Origin of the sequence: Christiangramia qingdaonensis, from assembly GCF_048381525.1 — a bacterium.
Classification (GTDB): Bacteria; Bacteroidota; Bacteroidia; order Flavobacteriales; family Flavobacteriaceae; genus Christiangramia.
Window position 1 is genome coordinate 269,080 of sequence record NZ_JBLWIM010000015.1, and the last position, 15,425, is coordinate 284,504.

Annotated in this window: 14 protein-coding genes; 8 read left to right on the plus strand and 6 right to left on the minus strand. The window is 37.7% G+C overall.

What is annotated here, in order from left to right; genetic code table 11:
* Nucleotides 1-2,524: DNA gyrase subunit A (gene gyrA / locus ACNI3T_RS12585; protein WP_418228100.1), on the minus strand; the 2,524-nt coding region annotated here is incomplete at its 3' end.
* Nucleotides 2,525-2,770: 246 nt separating this feature from the next.
* On the opposite strand from gyrA, the gene ACNI3T_RS12590 reads away from it, so the two are divergent.
* Together ACNI3T_RS12590 and ACNI3T_RS12595 are read left to right on the plus strand one after the other, a co-directional pair.
* Nucleotides 2,771-5,323, plus strand: coding sequence for an ATP-dependent Clp protease ATP-binding subunit (locus ACNI3T_RS12590; protein ID WP_418228101.1), 2,553 nt, complete (start codon nucleotides 2,771-2,773; stop codon nucleotides 5,321-5,323).
* Nucleotides 5,324-5,354: 31 nt separating this feature from the next.
* Complete coding sequence (locus ACNI3T_RS12595) at nucleotides 5,355-5,825, plus strand: hypothetical protein (RefSeq protein WP_418228102.1); 471 nt, start codon at nucleotides 5,355-5,357, stop codon at nucleotides 5,823-5,825.
* Nucleotides 5,826-5,836: 11 nt separating this feature from the next.
* On the opposite strand, the gene ACNI3T_RS12600 is transcribed toward ACNI3T_RS12595, so the two are convergent.
* The gene (locus ACNI3T_RS12600; RefSeq protein WP_418228103.1) at nucleotides 5,837-7,369 is read right to left on the minus strand and encodes an NAD(P)H-hydrate dehydratase; all 1,533 of its coding nucleotides are present in this window, start codon (nucleotides 7,367-7,369) and stop codon (nucleotides 5,837-5,839) included.
* Nucleotides 7,370-7,484: 115 nt separating this feature from the next.
* Between ACNI3T_RS12600 and gcvT the strand changes: the two genes are divergently transcribed.
* The 4 genes from gcvT (at nucleotide 7,485) to ACNI3T_RS12620 (ending at nucleotide 10,577) form a co-directional block, all read left to right on the plus strand.
* Nucleotides 7,485-8,567, plus strand: a complete 1,083-nt coding sequence (gene gcvT, locus ACNI3T_RS12605; protein WP_418228104.1) for a glycine cleavage system aminomethyltransferase GcvT — start codon at nucleotides 7,485-7,487, stop codon at nucleotides 8,565-8,567.
* Nucleotides 8,568-8,572: 5 nt separating this feature from the next.
* On the plus strand, nucleotides 8,573-9,388 hold the full coding sequence (locus tag ACNI3T_RS12610) for a sugar nucleotide-binding protein (protein WP_418228105.1): 816 nt from the start codon (nucleotides 8,573-8,575) through the stop codon (nucleotides 9,386-9,388).
* An 84-nt stretch (nucleotides 9,389-9,472) separates the two neighbouring features.
* Complete coding sequence (locus tag ACNI3T_RS12615; protein ID WP_322300304.1) at nucleotides 9,473-9,763, plus strand: 4a-hydroxytetrahydrobiopterin dehydratase; 291 nt, start codon at nucleotides 9,473-9,475, stop codon at nucleotides 9,761-9,763.
* 91 nt (nucleotides 9,764-9,854) lie between these two features.
* Nucleotides 9,855-10,577, plus strand: coding sequence for a YebC/PmpR family DNA-binding transcriptional regulator (locus ACNI3T_RS12620; RefSeq protein WP_322300305.1), 723 nt, complete (start codon nucleotides 9,855-9,857; stop codon nucleotides 10,575-10,577).
* On the opposite strand, the gene ACNI3T_RS12625 is transcribed toward ACNI3T_RS12620, so the two are convergent.
* Both ACNI3T_RS12625 and ACNI3T_RS12630 read right to left on the minus strand, forming a co-directional pair.
* Complete coding sequence (locus tag ACNI3T_RS12625) at nucleotides 10,578-11,117, minus strand: 1-acyl-sn-glycerol-3-phosphate acyltransferase (RefSeq protein WP_418228106.1); 540 nt, start codon at nucleotides 11,115-11,117, stop codon at nucleotides 10,578-10,580.
* A gap of 3 nt (nucleotides 11,118-11,120) precedes the next feature.
* The gene (locus ACNI3T_RS12630) at nucleotides 11,121-12,320 is read right to left on the minus strand and encodes a proline dehydrogenase family protein (RefSeq protein WP_418228107.1); all 1,200 of its coding nucleotides are present in this window, start codon (nucleotides 12,318-12,320) and stop codon (nucleotides 11,121-11,123) included.
* A gap of 89 nt (nucleotides 12,321-12,409) precedes the next feature.
* On the opposite strand from ACNI3T_RS12630, the gene aroB reads away from it, so the two are divergent.
* Both aroB and ACNI3T_RS12640 read left to right on the plus strand, forming a co-directional pair.
* Nucleotides 12,410-13,495 (plus strand): 3-dehydroquinate synthase, encoded by a 1,086-nt coding sequence (aroB, locus tag ACNI3T_RS12635; RefSeq protein ID WP_418228108.1) that lies wholly within the window; start codon nucleotides 12,410-12,412, stop codon nucleotides 13,493-13,495.
* Between the two features lie 74 nt (nucleotides 13,496-13,569).
* Nucleotides 13,570-13,869 (plus strand): hypothetical protein, encoded by a 300-nt coding sequence (locus tag ACNI3T_RS12640; protein ID WP_295180277.1) that lies wholly within the window; start codon nucleotides 13,570-13,572, stop codon nucleotides 13,867-13,869.
* 46 nt (nucleotides 13,870-13,915) lie between these two features.
* Here the strand turns inward: ACNI3T_RS12640 and ACNI3T_RS12645 are convergent, their stop codons facing one another.
* Together ACNI3T_RS12645 and ACNI3T_RS12650 are read right to left on the minus strand one after the other, a co-directional pair.
* Nucleotides 13,916-14,464: a type 1 glutamine amidotransferase domain-containing protein gene (locus tag ACNI3T_RS12645; protein ID WP_418228109.1), complete on the minus strand. Its 549-nt coding sequence runs from the start codon at nucleotides 14,462-14,464 to the stop codon at nucleotides 13,916-13,918.
* A gap of 103 nt (nucleotides 14,465-14,567) precedes the next feature.
* A partial coding sequence (locus ACNI3T_RS12650; protein WP_418228110.1) for a YihY/virulence factor BrkB family protein occupies nucleotides 14,568-15,425 on the minus strand: 858 nt, incomplete at its 5' end.

The window sequence follows — 15,425 nt, forward strand, 5'->3', positions numbered from 1 at the left end:
CACTATCATCTACAATAGTCATGCCATCGGTCTGACTCTCCCCGCCTACAGGCTTTTCCGCATCTTCCATTAACTCAACATCATCTTCATCATGCAATACTTTTGCCACTGCAGCTATAGAATCATTACCCTTAAGGTTTATAAGTCTTACACCCTGTGTAGCACGGCCCATAACTCTTAGATTCTCAACAGCCATTCTAATAACGATCCCCGATTTATTAATGATCATGAGATCATCATCGTCTGATACGTTCTTAATAGCGACAAGTTGTCCTGTTTTCTCCGTAACTGAAATTGTTTTAACTCCTTTTCCACCTCTATTTGTGATTCGGTAATCTTCCAGGCTTGATCTTTTACCATAACCATTCTCAGAAACTACGAGAATATCTGAATCAAATTCGTTTACCGAAACCATTCCAACAACTTCATCTTTATCATCGGCAAGCGTAATTCCGCGAACACCTGAGGCATTTCTGCCCATAGGTCGGGTTTTGCTTTCCTCAAATCTAATTGCCTTACCACTTTTGAGCCCTAACATCACCTGGCTATTACCAGTAGTTAGTTTTGCTTCCAACAATTCATCACCGTCCTTAATAGTAATTGCATTGATACCATTTGTTCTTGGACGGCTATATTTCTCAAGGCTTGTTTTCTTGACCTGTCCTTTTTTGGTAGCCATGATCACAAAATGATTATTTACATAATCCTCATCCTTAAGGTCCTGAGTACAGATAAAGGCATTCACCTTATCTTCAGGTTCAATGTTAATAAGGTTCTGAATTGCTCTTCCTTTGGAAGCTTTACTTCCTTCCGGAATTTCATAAACTCTCATCCAGTAACATTTACCGTTTTGAGTAAAGAATAACATATACTGGTGGTTGGTACCTACAAAAAGGTATTCAAGGAAATCTTCATTTCTGGTGTTAGATCCTTTTTGACCAACTCCTCCTCTATTCTGAGTCTTATATTCGTTTAGTGAAGTACGTTTGATATAACCAGCATGAGAAATAGTGATCACTACCTTCTCATCCGGGATCATATCTTCGATACTAAGATCACCACCGGCATATTCAATTTGAGATCTTCTTTCATCCCCGTACTTTTCCTGTACTTCCAGAAGTTCCTCCTTGATCACTTCCATTCTACGCTCTTTTCGAGCCAGAATATCTTCGAGATCTTCGATTGTTTTAACGATGTCATCATATTCAGCTCTCAGCTTATCCTGTTCAAGACCGGTAAGTTGTCTCAATCGCATTTCTACGATCGCTTTAGCCTGAATTTCTGAAAGTTCAAAACGATCAATTAATTTATTACGCGCTTCTTCAGCATTAGAAGAAGAACGTATCAATGCGATCACTTCGTCTATATTATCAGAAGCAATAATCAATCCTTCCAGGATGTGGGCACGCTCCTTTGCCTTCCGCAGTTCAAATTCAGTCCTTCTTACAACCACATCATGTCTGTGTTCTACGAAGTGATAAATAAGATCTTTTAAATTCAACATTTGCGGTCTTCCATTCACTAGGGCAATATTATTTACACTAAAAGAAGACTGTAAGGCTGTGTGTTTAAATAATGTATTAAGAACGATGTTAGGAATAGCATCTCTTTTCAATTGGTATACGATACGCATACCATTTCTATCAGACTCATCTCTAATGAGACTGATCCCTTCGATCTTCTTGTCATTTACAAGATCTGCTGTTTTTTTGATCATATCAGCTTTGTTCACCTGATATGGAATTTCTGTAACAACCAGATATTCACGACCCGCAATCTCTTCCATGTGCGATTTAGCACGCATCACAACTCTACCTCTTCCAGTTTTGAAAGCTTCCTTTACACCATCATAACCATAAATGATTCCTCCTGTTGGAAAATCTGGTGCCTTTATATATTGTATAAGTTCATCGATCTCGATATCGTGATTTTCGATATAAGCGATGGTACCATCTATAACTTCATTTAGATTATGAGGAGGCATATTAGTCGCCATACCAACAGCAATACCGCTGGCTCCGTTCACCAATAAATTTGGCACCCGTGTAGGCATTACTACAGGCTCACTTAACGAGTCATCAAAATTCAGCTGGGTATCTACCGTTTCCTTGTCAATATCTGCAAGCATATCCTCACTGATCTTACGCATACGCGCTTCAGTATAACGCATCGCTGCAGGACTATCCCCGTCTACAGATCCAAAGTTACCCTGACCGTCTACGAGCATATATCGCATGCTCCATTCCTGGGCCATACGCACCATAGTATCGTATACAGAAGAATCCCCGTGCGGGTGATACTTACCTAATACCTCCCCTACGATTCTCGCAGATTTCTTATAGGCTCTATTTGAAAGTACTCCAAGCTCATACATACCGTAAAGCACACGTCTATGTACAGGTTTCAATCCATCACGAACATCTGGTAGTGCACGTGACACAATGACCGACATCGAATAATCGATATAGGCAGATTTCATTTCATCTTCAATATTGATAGGAATTAGCTTTTCTCCTTCAGCCATATTAAAAAATTTAATTATCTTAAAATTGTAAGGGGCAATTTACATATTTTATACCTCTTTAACGTCCCGTTATCTCTGAGCTTAAGTATTTTTTATTAACAAATTTTTATTGTGTTTTGGTTAATAAGTTCATTATTTTCCCTTTTGAAAAGTGATGGTTATTTTGTCACTTAGCTATGGTCACCTTATTAGGTACAGTTTTTGTCCTATTTGGAGTGAAAATAAAATTGAGAAAGGAAGATAAAAATGGATGATAATTTTTCACCAAGAGTAAAAGACGTTATTGCTTACAGTAAAGAGGAAGCATTAAGGCTTGGTCATGATTTCATTGGAACTGAGCATCTAATGCTGGGGTTGTTGCGAGATGGAGACGGGAAAGCTATAGATATTCTAACCGCATTGGAAATTGACCTTAGCCATTTGAGACGTAAAGTCGAGATACTAAGTCCTGCAAATCCCAATACTGTTACTATAAGTAATGAAAAGAAAAACCTGCATCTTACCAGACAGGCAGAGCGAGCATTGAAAACTACATTTCTGGAAGCCAAACTATTCCAGAGTGCCTCGATTAATACCGCACACTTATTATTGTGTATTCTTAGAAATGAGAATGACCCGACTACCAAACTGCTGAATAAATTGAGAATAGACTACGATGGCGTTAAAGATCAGTTTAAATATATGATCGCCAGCGATGAAACCGACTTTTCAGATAGTCCGACAGCGGAGTCATTTTCAGATGATGAAGGAGATGAAGCTACGAGGGAAAATCCGTTTAGCGGAGGCGGCGGAGCCAGTACAGGTAAAACCAATAAGAAATCAAAAACTCCGGTTCTAGATAATTTCGGAAGAGACCTCACTGCAATGGCTGAAGCTAACAAGCTGGATCCTGTGGTTGGTAGAGAAAAAGAGATCGAAAGAGTTTCTCAGATTCTTAGTCGTAGAAAGAAAAACAATCCTCTATTAATTGGAGAACCAGGAGTTGGTAAATCTGCTATCGCTGAAGGATTAGCACTAAGAATCGTAAAAAGAAAGGTGTCCAGAATTTTATTTGATAAAAGAGTGGTCACCCTTGACCTTGCTAGCTTAGTTGCCGGCACAAAATATCGTGGCCAGTTCGAGGAAAGAATGAAAGCTGTGATGAACGAGCTAGAAAAGAATGATGATATCATCCTTTTTATAGATGAAATTCATACGATCGTTGGTGCAGGTGGTGCAACGGGTAGTCTGGATGCCAGTAATATGTTCAAGCCTGCACTTGCAAGGGGTGAAATTCAATGTATTGGTGCTACTACCCTTGATGAGTACAGACAATATATCGAAAAGGACGGTGCTCTAGAAAGAAGATTCCAGAAGGTTATAGTGGAGCCTACTACGGTAGATGAGACCATAGAAATCCTTAACAATATCAAGGATAAATATGAGGATCACCACAATGTGCAGTATACAAATGAAGCGATTGAAGCTTGTGTAAAGTTAACAAATCGCTATATGACCGACAGGTTTTTACCAGATAAGGCTATAGATGCTTTAGATGAAGCAGGATCTAGAGTACATATCACCAATATCGATGTGCCAAAACAGGTACTCGATCTTGAAAGAAGACTTGAAGAGGTTCGGGAAAATAAAAATTCTGTAGTCAAAAAACAGAAGTATGAAGAAGCTGCTAAACTTAGAGATGATGAAAAAAATCTCGAAAAAGAACTTGCCGTAGCTCAGGAGAAATGGGAAGAAGAGTCTAAAAAACATAAGGAAATTGTTTCTGAAGATAGCGTCGCTGATGTAGTTTCGATGATGACTGGAATTCCGGTGAATCGTATTGCTCAAACCGAGAGTAATAAACTTGTGGAGCTTCCTCAATTGATCAAGGGGAAAGTAATTGGACAGGATGAAGCTGTAGGCAAAGTTGTAAAAGCCATACAAAGAAATCGCGCCGGACTTAAAGATCCAAATAAACCAATTGGTTCATTTATATTCCTTGGACAAACTGGTGTTGGTAAGACGCAGTTGGCTAAAGTTTTAGCTAGGGAACTATTTGATAATGATGATGCTCTTATCAGAATTGATATGAGTGAGTATATGGAGAAATTCGCTGTTTCCAGGTTAATTGGAGCACCTCCTGGATATGTAGGTTACGAGGAAGGTGGACAACTTACCGAGAAAGTTCGTAGAAAGCCTTACGCTGTGATCCTCCTGGATGAGGTGGAGAAAGCACACCCAGATGTATTTAATATGCTATTACAGGTGTTAGACGATGGTTATCTTACTGATAGTCTTGGAAGAAAAATCGATTTTAGAAACACGATCATAATTATGACCTCCAATATTGGAGCTAGAAAATTGAAAGACTTTGGACAGGGTGTTGGTTTTGGTACTACCGCTCAGAAATCTCAGGTAGATGAAAATGCCAGAAGCGTTATCGAAAATGCACTTAAGAAAGCATTCGCTCCCGAGTTTTTAAATAGAATTGACGATGTGGTGATATTTAATGGTCTTGAAAGAGAAGATATTCATAAGATCATTGATATCGAACTTGCGAAATTGTTTGGTAGAATTCAAGGACTTGGATACGATCTTACTCTTACAGAGAAGGCTAAAGATTTTATTGCAGATAAAGGTTTTGACAGGCAATACGGTGCCAGACCTTTAAATCGAGCGATTCAGAAATATATCGAGGATGCTTTAGCTGAAGAGATCATTACTTCTAATTTGAAGGAGGGTGATAAGATCACGATGGATCTGGATGAAGAAAAAAGCGAACTGACCATAGATATTCAGAAATCTGTAGAAACTGAATAATATATAATTTCATTAAATAAAAAAACCTGCTATGAAAACAGCAGGTTTTTTTATACTTGTGTTTCGACCAAACTTCAGTAATTTAGTCGGAAATTGTCCCAATAATCATATGAACTACCCTACTATAGAACTTGATTTTGGCAGTGTTTCTATTCATGAAAATTTTATGGTCGCTAAAATGAACGAAGGAATTCTGTTTGATATTAGCAAAAATGAAATTCTTCTTGAAATTGGAACTGAAGTCTTTCATGGGAAACCTTATGCTTACATATCACATAGAGTGAATAGCTATGCCGTAGACCCAATGGTTTACAAACAATCTGCAAAATTTCAAAATCTCAAAGTTATCGCAGTTGTAAGTGATAACGATATGACAAGAACCCTTGCTTCTACAGTTGAAAAGGAATTCTATGTTGACGCAAATTCTTTTAAGGTTTTTGCTGAGCTTCCGGATGCTACAAGTTGGGTACAGAAAAAATTATCACTTCTGGTCTCTGAATAGAATTTATCAAATTAATTCTTTTTAATTGGTTCCGGATTTCTATTGAACAGTTCCTGAACTGCCCGACCAATATTATCTGCAATGTCGCCAGCAAGCAAACTTTCATACCCTAATTGATCACTTGCTATTGTACCGCTTGAACCATGTAAGTAAACAGCCAGAATTGTCGCAGCAAGGCTACTATATTTCTGACCTACAAAACTTGTTATAACACCAGAGAGAACATCACCACTACCAGCAGTTGCCATTCCCGGATTACCTGAAGAATTTATATAGATCTCTTCGTTATTTATTATAAAAGTATGAGCGCCCTTTACTACGACGATAAGTTTAAACTTTTTACTTAAAGCTTTGACCTTTTCAAGTTTATCGAAATCATCCTTCCACTCCCCTATTAGTCTTTTTAACTCCCCAGGGTGAGGCGTGATGACCGAATTTTCAGGCATTTTTTCCAAAAGTGACTTGTTCTTCGATAAGATATTAATCCCATCAGCATCAACCACAATTGGTTTATTCTGTGTTTTTAAAAATTCTTCAAAAGCTTTAGCCGTAGCATCATTGGTTCCTGCTCCCATTCCGAAGCAATAAACATCAGCATCGAAATTCAAAGGTAACTTGGTGATCATCTTAGAATTTTCATCTGTGAGTACCATTACCTCCGGATTAGATATTTGGAGGGCATCATACCCACATTCCGGAATGAAAACCGTACAGAGTCCGGTGCCTGAGCGCATTGCTGCCCTCGAAGTTAGAGTGACACTTCCCATTTTACCGTAACTCCCTCCAATGATCAAAACCTTTCCATAGTCGCCTTTATGTGAGTTTATTTTTCTTGACCTATATAAACTTTGAGCTTCCTCTTTTCCTATAAGGAATATATTTGAATCCACTTTCCCCAGATATTCCCGATCAAGTGCTATATCGATGACCTGTAGATCGCCAACATAATCCATGGTGTCTGGCAGGTAAAAACTTAGTTTAGGAGATTGGAAGCTCAGAGTATATCCTGCCTGAACTACTGCTCCATCTTTAAAAATCTTATCTGGCGCTAAACCACTCGGCATATCGATAGATAAGACAAAAGCTTGTGAATTATTTATCAAATTAATTAAACTAGCAGGCCAGCCTTCTACTGGTCGGTTCAAACCAATTCCAAACAACGCGTCTATAACAAAATCACCAGTATGAATTTCAGGGAAACCGTTTTCACTCTTAATAAGTTCCGGCCAGTGATTTGTGATTTCCTTCAACTTCTCATAATTGCTCAAAAAATCTTCAGATCTTTTATCACTATAATTAACTACAAATGTGCGAACCTCGTATCCATGCTGAATAAGATGCCTGCCAACTACCAACCCATCTCCTCCATTATTACCAATTCCGCAGAAAATTTTTATGGGAATCGGAGCTCCCTGCAATCTTTTATGAATTTCATTAAATACAAGCGTTCCTGCCCTCTCCATTAGTTCTTCTGAAGTGATTTCCTGCTTTTCCAGAGTAACCTTATCTGCCTCTGCCAATTGTGCTGCCGTAAGTATTTTCATTAGGTAAATCTTTCTTGTTCTTTTGTTTTTGAAGCTTAAAGATACTCATATAAAAACGCTTAATTAATATTGTATTCTATCTGAATTCAATAAATTTGGGCAAATTTTTACAATAATGAAAGAAGTAGCCCTGTCTGCAATACACAATGAATTAAATGCTAAAATGGTACCTTTTGCTGGATACAATATGCCAGTATCTTATGAAGGTGTAAACATTGAACATCAAACTGTACGAGAAAAACTCGGTGTTTTTGACGTTAGCCACATGGGAGAATTTCTGATTTCCGGAGAAAATGCACTGAAACTTATTCAGAAGATCAGTTCTAACGATGCTTCAAAACTTACAGATGGGAAAGCTCAGTATTCTACGATGCCTAACGAAGATGGTGGTATTGTAGATGATCTTATTATATACAGGCTGGAAGCAGATAAATATTTGTTAGTTGTAAACGCTTCGAATATTGATAAGGACTGGAATTGGATCTCTCAGCATAATGATGTAGATGCGACTATGCGTGATATGAGTGATGAATTGTCATTACTGGCGATACAGGGACCTAAAGCTGCTGAAGCAATGCAATCCCTTACATCGATCGATCTTCAAAATATGAAATTTTACACTTTCGAGGTCGGAACCTTTGCCGGTGTAGAAAAAGTGATCGTTTCAGCTACAGGTTATACGGGAAGTGGCGGGTTTGAAATTTATTTTAAAAACGAAGATGCTCCTCAAATCTGGGCGGCAGTAATGGAAGCGGGAGAAGAATTTGGTATAAAACCAATAGGACTCGCAGCAAGAGATACCCTAAGACTGGAAATGGGATATTCCTTATACGGGAATGATATTGACGATACTACTTCCCCTATTGAAGCAGGTCTAGGCTGGATCACGAAATTCAGTAAAGATTTTATAAATAGTGAAGCGCTTAAAAAGCAAAAAGAAGAAGGTCCAAAACGAAAGTTAGTCGCATTTGAAATGGATGAAAGAGCTATCCCCAGACAGGGATACGATATTGTAGATGAAAACGGCAAGAAAATTGGAGAGGTCACTTCGGGCACCATGTCACCATCCCTTGAAAAAGGAATTGGTTTAGGATATGTACCGGTTGAAGTTGCAGGTGTTGGAAATAAAATTTCCATTCAGATAAGAAAAAAAGCTGTAAAAGCAACTCAGGTGAAATTGCCCTTTTATAAAGGATAATTTATTTGAAACGAATTTTGATATTAGGAGCGAGCGGCTTTATTGGGAATTCCCTGTATAAAGAGCTCTGCTCCTATTTTGATACACACGGTACCTATTATACTGAAAATGATTTTTTTGAAAAAAATAATCAATTCCACCATTTTGATATGGAAACGGAAAATATCAGTATTTTACTTGAAAATTTGAAGCCTGATGTCATCGTATCCTGCCTGCGAGGAGGTTTTGAAGCTCAGATTCATACTCATTTTGAGATTATTAACTACCTACTCAATTATCGAAAAAAGTTAATATTTCTTTCATCAGCTAATGTCTTTGATGCTTTCACTAACTATCCTTCTTATGAATATGACAAAACACTTAGTCAAAGCGTTTATGGCAGATTCAAGATCAAAATAGAAAATGCGTTACTCAGACTTCCAAATAAACAATATAATATCCTGAGACTTCCTATGGTCTACGGAAAAGGTTCCCCGCGAGTTAAGGAGATAAGAACAATTCTGGACCTAAACGAACCGCTGGAAGTATTCCCAAATGTGGTCGTGAATGCTACCGAAATTGGAAAGGTAACTCAACAAATTCACTACATAATTAATAGAAACAGACAGGGTGTATTTCACTTAGGCAGTGATGACCTGGTGCATCAACGCGATCTTATAGAGGACCTTAGCAGGGAACTTGGTTATGAAAACCCACTTTTCAAGAATGTTTACGACTCCAACTTCGACAGATTCCTGGCTGTACTTCCAAAAGATAATAAGCTTCCAAAGAACCTACAGATAAGTATCCAGGAAGTAGTCAAAGCATCAGCTAAACTATAGCTATTAATTTGAAATTAAACTGAAGTCCCATAACGATGTTATGCTTCATTCTTAGTAACTTGAAGAAAACCAAATAATCGAGTCATGAAAAAATTAAGTGATACTGAGATAGACGAACAATTAAAAAATCTTGATGGATGGACATATGCCAAAGGTGCCATTCATACTTCTTTTGAATTTGAGAATTTTAAAGAAGCATTTACCGTAATGACAAGAATTGCATTTGAGGCAGAAGCACAGGAGCATCATCCAAATTGGGGAAATGTATACAATCAATTAGAAATTTCACTTTCTACTCACGATGCAAATGGTGTTACCGAAAAAGATTTCAAACTTGCCAGAACAATAGAAGAGATCATCGAGTCGACGAATTGAAAATCTGTTGAATACTAGAAAACCAGCTCCTTACCCATACTGTATTTAGGAGCTTTTTTATATTTTTGCGCGAACCTAATTAAAATTTGAAATGGGAAGAGCTTTTGAATTTCGCAAAGCACGGAAAATGAAACGTTGGTCTGCAATGGCTAAAGCATTTACCAGAATTGGTAAAGATATCGTCATGGCAGTAAAAGAAGGTGGTCCAGATCCTGACACGAATGCCAAACTTCGTGCCGTGATTCAGAATGCGAAAAGTGTCAATATGCCTAAGGATAACATCGAGCGTGCGATCAAACGTGCTTCAGATAAAAATCAAGGTGATTACAAAGTGGTTCTTTTTGAAGGCTATGCTCCTCATGGTATTGCTGTTCTCGTAGAAACTGCGACAGATAATAACAATAGAACAGTTGCAAACATTCGTTCTCATTTCAACAAATCTGATGGGAATCTTGGGACTTCAGGTTCTGTAGAATTCATGTTTGACCATACCTGTAATTTCAGAATTAATGCTGAAAATCAGGATCCGGAAGAACTTGAGTTAGAATTGATAGATTTTGGTGCAGAAGAAGTTTTTGAAGATGAAGACGGAATTCATATCTATGCACCCTTTGAATATTTTGGTGCCATTCAGAAGGAATTAGAGAACAGGGAAATGGAAATACTTTCTTCTGGATTTGAAAGAATCCCTCAGGTTACAAAACCTTTACAAGGTGAACAGGCAGCTGATGTAGAGAAGTTGCTTGAAAAACTGGAAGAAGACGATGATGTTCAAAACGTCTACCATACTATGGAGACAACAGATGAGGATTAATTAGAAATTTTCTTTAATCTTGCCTTCTACACCCTCATAGAACTGGGTGATAATTTTAAAATCTGAATCAAAATCTCCGGTTGGCTGAAAAGCTTCGGAGATTTTTACTTTTTTTGGCTTATAGTCGAAGGAAACCATTACGATAGGAACCTCTGCTTTTAAAGCTATGTAGTAAAAACCAGTTCTCCACTTATCGGTTTTCTCTCTGGTGCCTTCGGGAGATAAAGCTAATCGAAAAATAGTCTTGTTTTCAAAGACTTTCGCGATCGCATCCACTTTATTCTTTTTTCCTGATCTATCCAACGGTGCGCCACCTACCCATTTGAAATACCACCCAAAAGGTGTTTTGAACAATTCCTGCTTTCCTACAAAATTAAATTCCACATTCATAATCTTACGAACCAGGATTCCTAATAGAAAATCAAAGGAACTTGTATGTGGCGCAACGATAACTACACACTTCTTTGTTCTGGAAGTAAAATTATCCTCCAGACGCCAGCCTAAAATTTTGTAGAATATAAATTTTGCCAGCCAGCGCATAGGTTATTCCCGGTGATGTTTCGTAGACTCATCTCCACGTCGGCGTTTCTTCTCTTCTCTTAGTAAAGCCAACTCCCTACCCGTTTGTCCTTTAACTGAAGTGTTTTCCTGAGCACGTCTTAGTAAGTAAGGAACTACATCTCTAACCGGTCCAAATGGAACCAATTTTACAGCGTTGTATCCTTTTTTAGCCATATTATAGCTTATATGATCACTCATACCATAAAGCTGACTAAACCAGATTCTTTTATCGTCGATTGAAATACCCTTATCCTCCATAATTTGTAGAGCCAGGTAACTACTCACCTCGTTATGAGTGCCTATGAATACTGAAATATCTTCCAGGTGATTTAGACAGTAAGACATTACGGAATTAAAGTTGACATCTGTCGCCTCTTTGCTTTCGCAAATAGGCGATGCATATCCTAACTTCTTTGCTCTGGAATTTTCTTTTTCTATATATGCACCTCTCACAATCTTCGCTCCTATCTTAAAACCTTCCTTCTGTCCTTGCTCGTGAAGATCCTTCAGGTAGTCCAGCCTGTCCCAGCGGTAACATTGCAGTGTGTTGAAAATAAGCACTTCATCCTGGTTGTATTTTTTCATCATTTCAACCATAAGATCATCGGCAGCAGTTTGCATCCAGGTTTCTTCGCCATCAGCATACAATCGTACCTTTAGTTCATATGCGCGCTTACATAAAGTTTCCACTCTGTTTTTTACACGCTCCCACTCTTCCTTTTCGGCCTCTGTAAGACTAAGCTTTTCACTTACTTTTTCCCAGATCGCAAATCTTCCAATACCGGTAGGTTTAAACATTGCAAAAGTAACTTCATCACTTTCATTGGCATATTCAATCAGACTCAGTTTCTTGCGCATTGCAGAATCAAATTCTTCTTCACTCTCCTTACCTTCAACTGAGTAATCAAGAATACTATGCAAATTCTCTCCGTACATCTCCTTGGTAACGGGCTTACAATCCTCTTCGGTAACACCTCCGCAAAATTGTTCAAAGATCGTCTTCTTTATAAGAGTTTCTACTGGTAAGTGTAACTTTAGCGCCATTTTAGTTAATGCGCTACCTGCTTTCACTAAAGCAGAATAATTCATCATGCTAAACAAAAAAATCGCCCTATCCAGGTCTGAATTTGATTTGAGTTTGAACGCAGATTTAGTATTATTGAATATCTTCTTTCTTATCATTTCGTGCTGTTAATCGGGCAAATATAATTATTGAAGATGACTATTATCATAAATTCTCTTTAATTTCGAAAGCTCTAAATGCCAATATCATGAATGAAGCTAAACACTTAGTCAATCCTGTATTTTACGGTATCGAATCTTACTCGAAAATCAACCAATATATAGAAGATAAAAAGCCATCATCATTATATATTCTGGTTGACACCAACACCCGGGAACACTGTCTAAGCATATTCTTGAAGAATATATCTACGAATCAACAGATTGAAGTTATTGAAATTGAACCGGGAGAAGAAAATAAGCATATTGAAACCTGTACTGGTGTTTGGAGTGCTCTTTCAGAGCTTGGTGCAGATAGAAAGAGTTTGATGATAAATCTTGGTGGTGGGGTTGTAACCGATCTTGGTGGATTTGTGGCTTCAACCTTTAAACGCGGTATTCCATTTATTAATGTACCAACAAGCTTACTTTCTATGGTAGACGCATCGGTTGGAGGTAAAACTGGTGTTGACCTTGGAAATCTTAAAAACCAGGTGGGAGTCATAGTGCAGCCAGAAATGGTTGTTGTAGATAGCAGTTACCTACAAACATTATCCTCACGTGAAATGCGCAGTGGTCTTGCTGAAATACTGAAACATGGACTTATAGCTGATGAATCATACTGGGATCGCATGAGCAACCTGAGCTCTCTAGATCTTTCAGACCTTGATACTATCATAGAACATTCAGTAAATATAAAATCAGAGATTGTTTCGCAGGATCCTTATGAACAGTCCATCAGGAAAAATCTTAATTTTGGGCATACGCTCGGCCACGCTGTTGAATCCTTCTATTTAACTAATCCTGAGAAAGATAAATTACTTCACGGAGAAGCAATTGCGATCGGGATGATCTTAGAATCATATATATCTTCTGAGATTCTAAATTTTCCAAAGAAAAAATTACATGATATTTCAAATATTATAATTGATCTATTCGGTTTCGTGGACATACCTTCGGAAGATATTAAGGAGATCATTTCGTTACTCAAACATGATAAAAAGAACTCGAATGGACAGGTAAATTTTGTTTTATTGAATGATATCGCTATTCCAGAATTAGATGTTGTAGTTCCTGAAGAGCTGATTATCAAATCTTTCGAATTTTATAGCTCTCTGAATTTAACTAATCATTAATTTAATCGAATATCTGGCAACTCCCTTGTGTGGCGTTTGATATTTTATTTATACTTGCATAAACCAATCACACTATGAAAAGGATAATTGTAGACTATAAAAAGCTTACTCCTGAAATTCTTGGACTTCTTGTAGAGAAATATCCTGATGGATATGATGATGACCAGGTTATCGCCTTTAAGAATGCTAAAAATGAGACTGTTGAAGCTGTGGAAGTAAAGACTGAAGATACCATTTACCTGGTCAAAGTAAGTACCAGGCTTGAAAGTACTATGGCAAATTTTGACGAAGATGATTATGAAGATTCAGAATTTACAGATCCTATTGTAGATATACCTGAAAAGGATGATACTGAAGAGGACGAAGACAAATAAAAAAAGGGACGCTATTGCGTCCCTTTTTATTTATGATCATTAATGATTATGCATGTTGTAAATCATGCTTACCTTCTTTGATCTCCTCGATCACCTTTGCATTAAATGCTGGAAGGTCATCAGGATTTCTACTTGTAACTAAGGCTTCATCAACTACAACTTCCTGATCTACCCATAAAGCGCCTGCATTTTCAAGGTCTTTACGAATACTACTAAAGGATGTCATCGTTCTACCTTCCACAACATCTGCACTAATTAAAGTCCACGGTGCATGGCAAATAGCACATACGGGTTTGCTTTGTTTGAAGAAGTCCCTAACAAAGACCAATGCATTCTCTTCTCTTCTTAAATTATCTGGATTGATAACTCCTCCTGGAAGCACTAAAGCATGGTAATCTTTTGCTGAAACCTCGTCAAGAGTTTTATCTACTTTAAAGTCTTTTCCCCAATTATCACCATCCCATGATTTAATGTCACCTGACTTAAGGCTAACGATCTCTACATTAAAACCTTCTTTATCCATTGCCTCTTTTGGGGAGGTTAGTTCTACTTCTTCAAATCCATCTGTTGCTAAAATTGCAATTCTCTTATCCATAATTTTTCTTTTTTTTAGTTACTCAAAGATAGGATTAGGAAGAGCGAATCTGTATTAATAGCCTATTAAAACTGGGCGTTTAAGAGTTAAAGGTTAATTAAAACTATTTTTCTTTCGAAGTTTCATCTGCATCCAGGTAAGACTTCAAACGGTCTACGATATACTTTTCTTCTTCAAGCTGAACTTTTCTTTGCTCGAGTTTCTTCATCTCCTGGTATATAGCTGGTTCACCAAATCTGTTCGGCTCCACCTTCTCTTTCTTCAGAAGAGCATATTGAACTGTGAACTCTGCACCAAAGAATAAAATTAAACAGGTATAGTAGACCCAAAGGAGTATTAATACCACTGAAGACGCGCCACCATAAACCGATGCCGGATCGCTCTGACCAAAATATATACTTATAAGAGTCTGACCAACAATAAAAAGTGCTGTAGTCAATGCAGCTCCAGTGTATGTGGTCTTCAACCTGATATTAATATCTGGTAGAAGCTTAAAGATCATTGCAAATAAAGTCGTTATGAAGAAAAACGTAAGTGCGTAATTTAAAATATACATTGCAACTTGAGTAATATCAGGAATAAGCTGTTGCATTGTTTCTGTAATTAACTTCAGAATAGTAGAAACTACCAGAGCTATTAATAACAGTAATCCAATGACTACTACCATTCCCAGGGAAATCACACGATCAAGAACCATACGGAGAAAATTAGTTTTTTTGGCCGCAACATTCCATATGTTATTCATGGCGATTTTCAACTGAAAAAAAACTCCGGTTGCACCAAAGATAAGCATCGCTAAACCAAAAATTATGGCCAGTGTAGAGTCCTGTGACAATGCAGCATTTTCGATCATGCCCTCAATTGCTTTGGAAGCTTCAGTTCCAATAAACTCCCCTATCTCACCTGTAAGCCGGCCTTGCACGGCTTCTCTTCCGAAGAAATAACCCGCAATACTTACTAC

Coding starts and splice junctions, on each gene's coding strand:
- ACNI3T_RS12590 (WP_418228101.1), top strand. CDS start 2,771: ATGGATGATAATTTTTCACCAAGAGTAAAAGACGTTATTGCTTACAGT.
- ACNI3T_RS12595 (WP_418228102.1), top strand. CDS start 5,355: ATGAAAACAGCAGGTTTTTTTATACTTGTGTTTCGACCAAACTTCAGT.
- ACNI3T_RS12600 (WP_418228103.1), bottom strand. CDS start 7,369: ATGAAAATACTTACGGCAGCACAATTGGCAGAGGCAGATAAGGTTACT.
- gcvT (WP_418228104.1), top strand. CDS start 7,485: ATGAAAGAAGTAGCCCTGTCTGCAATACACAATGAATTAAATGCTAAA.
- ACNI3T_RS12615 (WP_322300304.1), top strand. CDS start 9,473: ATGAAAAAATTAAGTGATACTGAGATAGACGAACAATTAAAAAATCTT.
- ACNI3T_RS12620 (WP_322300305.1), top strand. CDS start 9,855: ATGGGAAGAGCTTTTGAATTTCGCAAAGCACGGAAAATGAAACGTTGG.
- ACNI3T_RS12625 (WP_418228106.1), bottom strand. CDS start 11,117: ATGCGCTGGCTGGCAAAATTTATATTCTACAAAATTTTAGGCTGGCGT.
- ACNI3T_RS12630 (WP_418228107.1), bottom strand. CDS start 12,320: ATGATAAGAAAGAAGATATTCAATAATACTAAATCTGCGTTCAAACTC.
- aroB (WP_418228108.1), top strand. CDS start 12,410: ATGAATGAAGCTAAACACTTAGTCAATCCTGTATTTTACGGTATCGAA.
- ACNI3T_RS12640 (WP_295180277.1), top strand. CDS start 13,570: ATGAAAAGGATAATTGTAGACTATAAAAAGCTTACTCCTGAAATTCTT.
- ACNI3T_RS12645 (WP_418228109.1), bottom strand. CDS start 14,464: ATGGATAAGAGAATTGCAATTTTAGCAACAGATGGATTTGAAGAAGTA.